Source organism: Geminicoccus flavidas, from assembly GCF_009806515.1.
Lineage (GTDB): Bacteria > Pseudomonadota > Alphaproteobacteria > Geminicoccales > Geminicoccaceae > Geminicoccus > Geminicoccus flavidus.
The window spans coordinates 1-5519 of sequence record NZ_WUJP01000426.1 but is presented as its reverse complement, the minus strand read 5'-3'; the positions used below and the strand labels follow the sequence as shown (position 1 = coordinate 5519).

Sequence of the window (5519 nt, the reverse complement as noted above, 5' to 3'; positions counted from 1 at the left end):
ACAGGATCGCGTCGAACCCGCGCAGCCGGTCCACCCCGTCCGCCGGCATCAGGGCACCAGTGCGCCGGTAGCGCTCGCTGCCCCAGTCGAACCGCTCGACATCGAGGGTGAAGCCGCCGTCGCGCTCTGCCAGCGCGTCCAGCACGCGGAGCCCCGCCTCCACCACCTCGATGCCGATCCCGTCGCCCGGAATGGCGGCGATCCGGTAGGTCTTCATCCTCGATCCTCGTCCCTTGCACAAGCCGGCGGTCCGCCCAGCATCCGGCCGCTTCCGGGATCATGCCGACAGAACCGGCCACGGCCAATGCACCGTGCCGGACGAGGAGGCAGGGAAGCTGCGCCGGGAAGGCGGCTAGACCCTGGCCCAAGGGCATTGCGTGACTTGGCGCGGGGCCGCATCGACAATCCGGTGCGGATGATCGCGCAAGGCCACGGGATCCGATGCGCGGCTCCGGGCGTTCCTGCGGGTGGCTGTCGGGCAGCGACGGGGAAGGGCGATCGCCGGATCAGGTCGGGAGGAAGCGAGCGTGTCGAAGGTCGGGAAGGTCGCGCTGTTCACCAACGAGTACCCGCCCAACGTCTATGGCGGTGCCGGCGTGCATGTGGAGTACCTGGCCCGGGCGATGGCGAAGCGCCTGGCCGTGGAGGTACGCTGCTTCGGCAGCCAGCGCAGCGAGGGCGGCAACCCGGTGGTGCGCGGCTACCCGGCCTGGGCGGAAGCCAAGGTGGGCACGGACCCGCGCTTCGGCAGCGCCATCGACGCCTATGCCCGCTCGCTCGCCATGGCCAAGGACACGCTGGATGCCGACGTGGCGCACTGCCACACCTGGTACACCGACATGGCCGGCCTGATCGCGAGCCGGCTCTGGGACGTGCCCTTCGTCCTGACCGTCCATTCGCTGGAGCCCCTGCGGCCCTGGAAGGTCGAGCAACTCGGCAATGCCTACCATCTGAGCACCTGGATGGAGCGCACCGCGATGGAGCATGCCGATGCGATCATCGCGGTCTCCAAGGAGACCCGCGAGGACATCCTCCGCCTGTTCGACGTCCAGCCGGCACGGGTGCATGTCATCCATAACGGCATCGACCCGGACGAGTACCGCCGGACCGAGGCGAAGGACGCGCTGGCCCGCCACGGCGTCGACCCGGACCGGCCCTACCTCCTGTTCGTAGGCCGGATCACCCGGCAGAAGGGGATCATCCACCTCGTCAACGCGATCCCGCAGATTGATCCGGACCTGCAGATCGTCCTGTGCGCCGGCGCCCCGGACACGCCCGAGATCGGCAAGGAGATGGAGGCGCGCGTGGCCGAGGTCAGCGCCAGGCGCCAGGGCGTGGTCTGGGTGCGGGAGATGCTGCCCAGGGCCGACGTGATCCAGTTCTACAACCACGCCGCTATCTTCTGCTGCCCGTCGGTCTACGAGCCGTTCGGCATCATCAACCTGGAGGCCATGGCCTGCGAGACCCCCGTGGTCGCCTCGGCCGTGGGCGGTATCCCCGAGGTGGTGGTGCCGGAGGAAACCGGCCTGCTGGTCGACCCGCGGATCCGCGCCGGCAGCTTCGATCCGGCCGATCCGGCCGAGTTCTCCGCAGGCCTGGCCGCAACGATCAACCGGCTGGCCCGTGACCCGGAACTGCGGGCGCGCCTTGCCGCGAACGGTCGGCGCCGCGCAGTCGAGCAGTTCAGCTGGGACGCCATCGCAGAGCGCACCGTCGAACTGTACCAGACCTTGCGCTAGGCCAGGGGGCACCGGTGCTGCGGCTGCCCGGACGGAACCGCGCCGGCTCTTGGCGGCTCCCATGTCAGGGCTCATCGGTGGAGACGAAGGGCGGCGACCTGCCGGCACGCCCATCATCACAACTCGTGCGTGTGTGAACTCTGGGGGAGGAGGAGGGCACCATCACCGCGCCGACGGACAGTCCGATACCGGCCGAGGGACGGCTGGAGGTTACGGCCGGCCGGGTCATGGCGGCACCGGCAGCCGCGCGCCCCTGGCGGGTACGGTTGCGGGAGCACCGGTTCTGGCGGGGCCTGCGCCGCGAGGGCCCGCCGCCGCTCGAATCCTTGAGCGACGTCCTGGCGCGCATCGACGAGACGGCCGCCCGGCAGGCGAGCGTCTCGGTAGGCGACATCCGCGATGCGTTGGGCGACCGGTCGTTCGGCCCGCTCCTCCTGGTGCCGGGCCTGGTCGTGATCTCGCCCTTGTCCGGCATCCCGACCGTGCCCAGCATGATGGCGGCGGTCGTCCTGCTGATCGGCTGGCAGATGCTGGCCGACAGAAGCAGGATATGGCTGCCGCGTCAGATCGAGGCGCGCTGCGTGCCGGGCAGCAAGCTGCGCCGGGTGACCGGCTTCCTGTCGCCCTGGGCCGGCCGTGTCGACCGGCTGGTGCGCCCGCGGCTGCACTGGCTGACCGGCCCGCTCGGGCAGAAGGCTGCGGCACTGCACTGCATGATCGTGGCGCTCACCATGCCGCCCATGGAAATCCTCCCGTTCCTGAACTCGGTGGCCGGCCTGGTGATCGCCGCCACGGCGCTGGGGATGACGGCACGCGACGGGCTGCTGATGCTCTCGAGCGGCCTGATCACCGCGGCGGTTACGGTGGCGGCCCTGCTCGCCCTGACCTGAGCCAGCGGCCGGTTGGATGCTTGAGCGAAGGTCCAGGCCGGTCGATCATGGGGCCCGAGCGAGCTTGCGGGAGGAGGGGATGCAGGCGGCTGGTCAGGCGCTGGGTGCGGTGATCTTCGACGCCTACGGCACCCTATTCGACGTCCACGCGATCGCGCGGGTCGCCGACGAGCTGTTCCCAAACAAGGGCGTGGCGCTGGCGGCGGCCTGGCGGGAGAAGCAGCTCGAATATGCGCGGGTGCGCAGCATGTCCGGCCGCTATGCCGATTTCTGGTCGGTGACCGCCGACGCGCTGGACTATGTGCTGGACCGGCTAGGGCTGCCGGCCGGGCAGGACGCGGTGGACCGGCTGCTGGGCGTCTACCGCCGGCTGCCGTCCCATCCCGGCGACCGGGAGGCGCTGGTCCGGCTGAAGGAACTGGGGCTGCCGCTCGCGATCCTGTCCAACGGCGCGCCGCGCATGCTGGAGCCGGCCATCGAAGCGGCCGGCTTCGACGGCCTGTTCGACCTGGTCCTGACCGCCGACCAGGTGCGCCGGTTCAAGACCGCGCCGGAGATCTACCAGTTGGGCCTGGATGCGCTGGGCCTGCCCGCCAAGCGGATCCTGTTCGTGTCCTCCAACGGCTGGGACGTGTGCGCGGCCGCCTGGTTCGGCTATCGGACCTTCTGGATGAACCGTGCTGGCCTGCCGCCCGAGCGGCTGGGCGTGTCGGCCGAGGCCGCCGGCCGGTCGATGGACGAGCTGGTGCGGTTCGTGGCCACCGAACGGGCGGCCGGAAGAGGACCGGCCTAGCGCCACTGATCCAGGATGAGCTGAACCGACACCGCCTCGATCTGCACGCCGAAGCGGCGGTGGTAGAGGCTGAGCGAGGCGTCGTGGGTCTCGTCGGAGGAACTGCACAAGGCGTCGTGGCCGACCACCACCCGGTAGCCACGGTCGATGGCGCCCATGATGGTGGCGAGCACGCAGACATCGGTCTCGCCGCCGCTGATCACCAGCGTGTCGATGCCGCGGCGCTGGAGCCGGGCGTGGAGGTCGGTCTCGTCCCAGGGGCCATAGACATGCTTGTCGACCACCTCGGCCGGCGGGACGAACCGGGCCAGGTCCGGGATCAGCTCGACCATCTCCGGGCCCAGCCGCTCGACCGTCATCGACTCCCAGCGCTCGTAGTAGCGCCGCCAGGTGCCGCGACCCTCGCCGGGACGTCTGGCGGGGATGAAGCGGGTGAAGACCGTCCGCTCCGGATGGGCCTCGACCAGCCGCACCACGTTGGGCAGGACCCGCTCCATCCAGGGCGTGTGCCAGTCAGTGTCCTCGTGGAAAAGTCTCTGCATGTCGACGCAGACATGCGCGCAGCTCGCGGTGAGCGGGCCATATTTGAGCTGATCGTCGTCCTGCATGGCGTCCTTGCCTGGCCGGTCCGGGAGCCCAACGCTCAGGCGGCAGGCACGTTCCGCTCCAGCTCCTCCAGCCAGGCCTTGGCGTTGCCGTCCGAGGGGGCCCGCCAGTCGCCGCGCGGGGATAGCGAGCCGCCGGCCGCGACCTTCGGGCCGTTCGGCATGGCCGAGCGCTTGAACTGGCTGAAGCCGAAGAAGCGGCGGATGAACACTTCCAGCCATTTGCGGATGTGCGGGAGGTCGTAGGCGCGCCGCCGGTCCTCCGGGAAGCCGGGCGGCCAAGCACCGCGATCGGCCTGCTCCCAGGCCATCAGCGCCAAAAAGGCGATCTTGGAGGGGCGGAAGCCGTAGCGCAGCGTGTAGAACAGGTTGAAGTCCTGCAGCTCGTAGGGGCCGACCTTGGCCTCGGTGCTCTGCGGCTTCTCCCCGGCCTCCACCGGCACCAGTTCCGGCGAAATCTCGGTGGCGAGGATCGATTCCAGCGTGGCCGGCACGTCGCCGCCGAACTGGCCGGACGAGATCACCCAGCGGATCAGGTGCTGGATCAGCGTCTTCGGCACTCCGGCATTGACGTTGTAGTGGGACATCTGGTCGCCCACGCCATAGGTGCACCAGCCGAGGCCCAATTCGGACAGGTCGCCGGTGCCGATCACCAGGCCGCCATGGTGGTTGGCCAGGCGGAAGAGATAGTCGGTGCGCAGGCCCGCCTGCACGTTCTCGAAGGTGACGTCGTAGACCGGCTCGCCCCGGCCGAACGGGTGGCCTAGATCCCTGAGCATCTGCGTGGCGGTCCGGCGGATGTCTAGCTCCTGCCAGGCGACCTCGAGCGCGCTCATCAGGCGGATGGCGTTGGTCTTGGTCAGGTCCGAGGTGGCGAAGCCCGGCATGGTGTAGGCCAGGATGTTGGTACGCGGCAGGCCTAAGTGGTCCATCGCCTTGGCGGCCACGATCAGGGCATGGGTCGAATCCAGCCCGCCCGAGACGCCGATCAACACCTTGTCGATGCCGGTGGCGCGCAGGCGCTGGGTGAGGCCCGCGACCTGGATGTTGTAGCCCTCGTAGCAGTCCTGGGCGAGGCGCGCCGGGTCGGCCGGCACGAACGGGAAACGCTCGACGACCCGCCGGAGGCCGACATCGGCCAGCGGCGCCGCCAGCTCGAAGGGCACGACGCGGTAGCGGTCGGTCACCTCCTGGAAGCGGCGGCGGTTGTCGTCGAACGTGCCCTGACGGGCGCGCTCCTGGCGGAGCAGGTCGAGGTCGACATCGGCCGTCACCATCTGGTCGCCCGGCGGGAAGCGGCCGCTCTCGGCCAGCACCCTGCCGTTCTCGAAGATCGAGGTCTGGCCGTCCCAGGCGAGGTCGGTGGTGGATTCGCCGGCCCCCGAGGCCGAGTAGACATAGGCGGCGAGGCACCGGGCCGACTGCGACTGGGCCAGCAGCTTGCGGGTCTCGGCCTTGGCAATGGTGATGTTTGAGGCGGACAGGTTGGCCA

Annotated in this window: 6 protein-coding genes; 3 read left to right on the top strand and 3 right to left on the bottom strand. The window is 69.9% G+C overall.

All coding sequences use genetic code 11. The features are described from left to right. A partial coding sequence (locus EQG76_RS11990) for an isocitrate/isopropylmalate family dehydrogenase (protein WP_235031330.1) occupies positions 1–217 on the bottom strand: 217 nt, incomplete at its 3' end. 310 nt (positions 218–527) lie between these two features. On the opposite strand from EQG76_RS11990, the gene glgA reads away from it, so the two are divergent. The 3 genes from glgA to EQG76_RS11975 all read left to right on the top strand — a co-directional run bounded on the left by glgA (position 528) and on the right by EQG76_RS11975 (position 3422). Further along, positions 528–1739 carry a glycogen synthase gene (gene glgA / locus EQG76_RS11985; RefSeq protein WP_159713640.1) on the top strand — a complete coding sequence of 404 codons (1212 nt, stop codon included), beginning with the start codon at positions 528–530 and terminating at the stop codon, positions 1737–1739. Between the two features lie 227 nt (positions 1740–1966). Further along, complete coding sequence (locus EQG76_RS11980; protein ID WP_159713638.1) at positions 1967–2629, top strand: exopolysaccharide biosynthesis protein; 663 nt, start codon at positions 1967–1969, stop codon at positions 2627–2629. A 79-nt stretch (positions 2630–2708) separates the two neighbouring features. Beyond that, positions 2709–3422 carry a haloacid dehalogenase type II gene (locus EQG76_RS11975; protein ID WP_159713636.1) on the top strand — a complete coding sequence of 238 codons (714 nt, stop codon included), beginning with the start codon at positions 2709–2711 and terminating at the stop codon, positions 3420–3422. Here EQG76_RS11975 and EQG76_RS11970 read toward each other — a convergent pair. Next, positions 3419–4030, bottom strand: a complete 612-nt coding sequence (locus tag EQG76_RS11970; protein ID WP_159713634.1) for a cysteine hydrolase family protein — start codon at positions 4028–4030, stop codon at positions 3419–3421. The two genes, EQG76_RS11975 and EQG76_RS11970, sit on opposite strands and share 4 nt — an antisense overlap. A gap of 35 nt (positions 4031–4065) precedes the next feature. After that, on the bottom strand, positions 4066–5519 hold a 1454-nt coding region (locus EQG76_RS11965; protein ID WP_159713632.1), incomplete at its 5' end, for an NAD(+) synthase.

What these genes read in the sequence shown, in the direction of transcription:
- EQG76_RS11980 (WP_159713638.1), top strand. Translation starts at nt 1,967, where the DNA reads ATGGCGGCACCGGCAGCCGCGCGCCCCTGGCGGGTACGGTTGCGGGAG.
- EQG76_RS11975 (WP_159713636.1), top strand. Translation starts at nt 2,709, where the DNA reads ATGCAGGCGGCTGGTCAGGCGCTGGGTGCGGTGATCTTCGACGCCTAC.
- EQG76_RS11970 (WP_159713634.1), bottom strand. Translation starts at nt 4,030, where the DNA reads ATGCAGGACGACGATCAGCTCAAATATGGCCCGCTCACCGCGAGCTGC.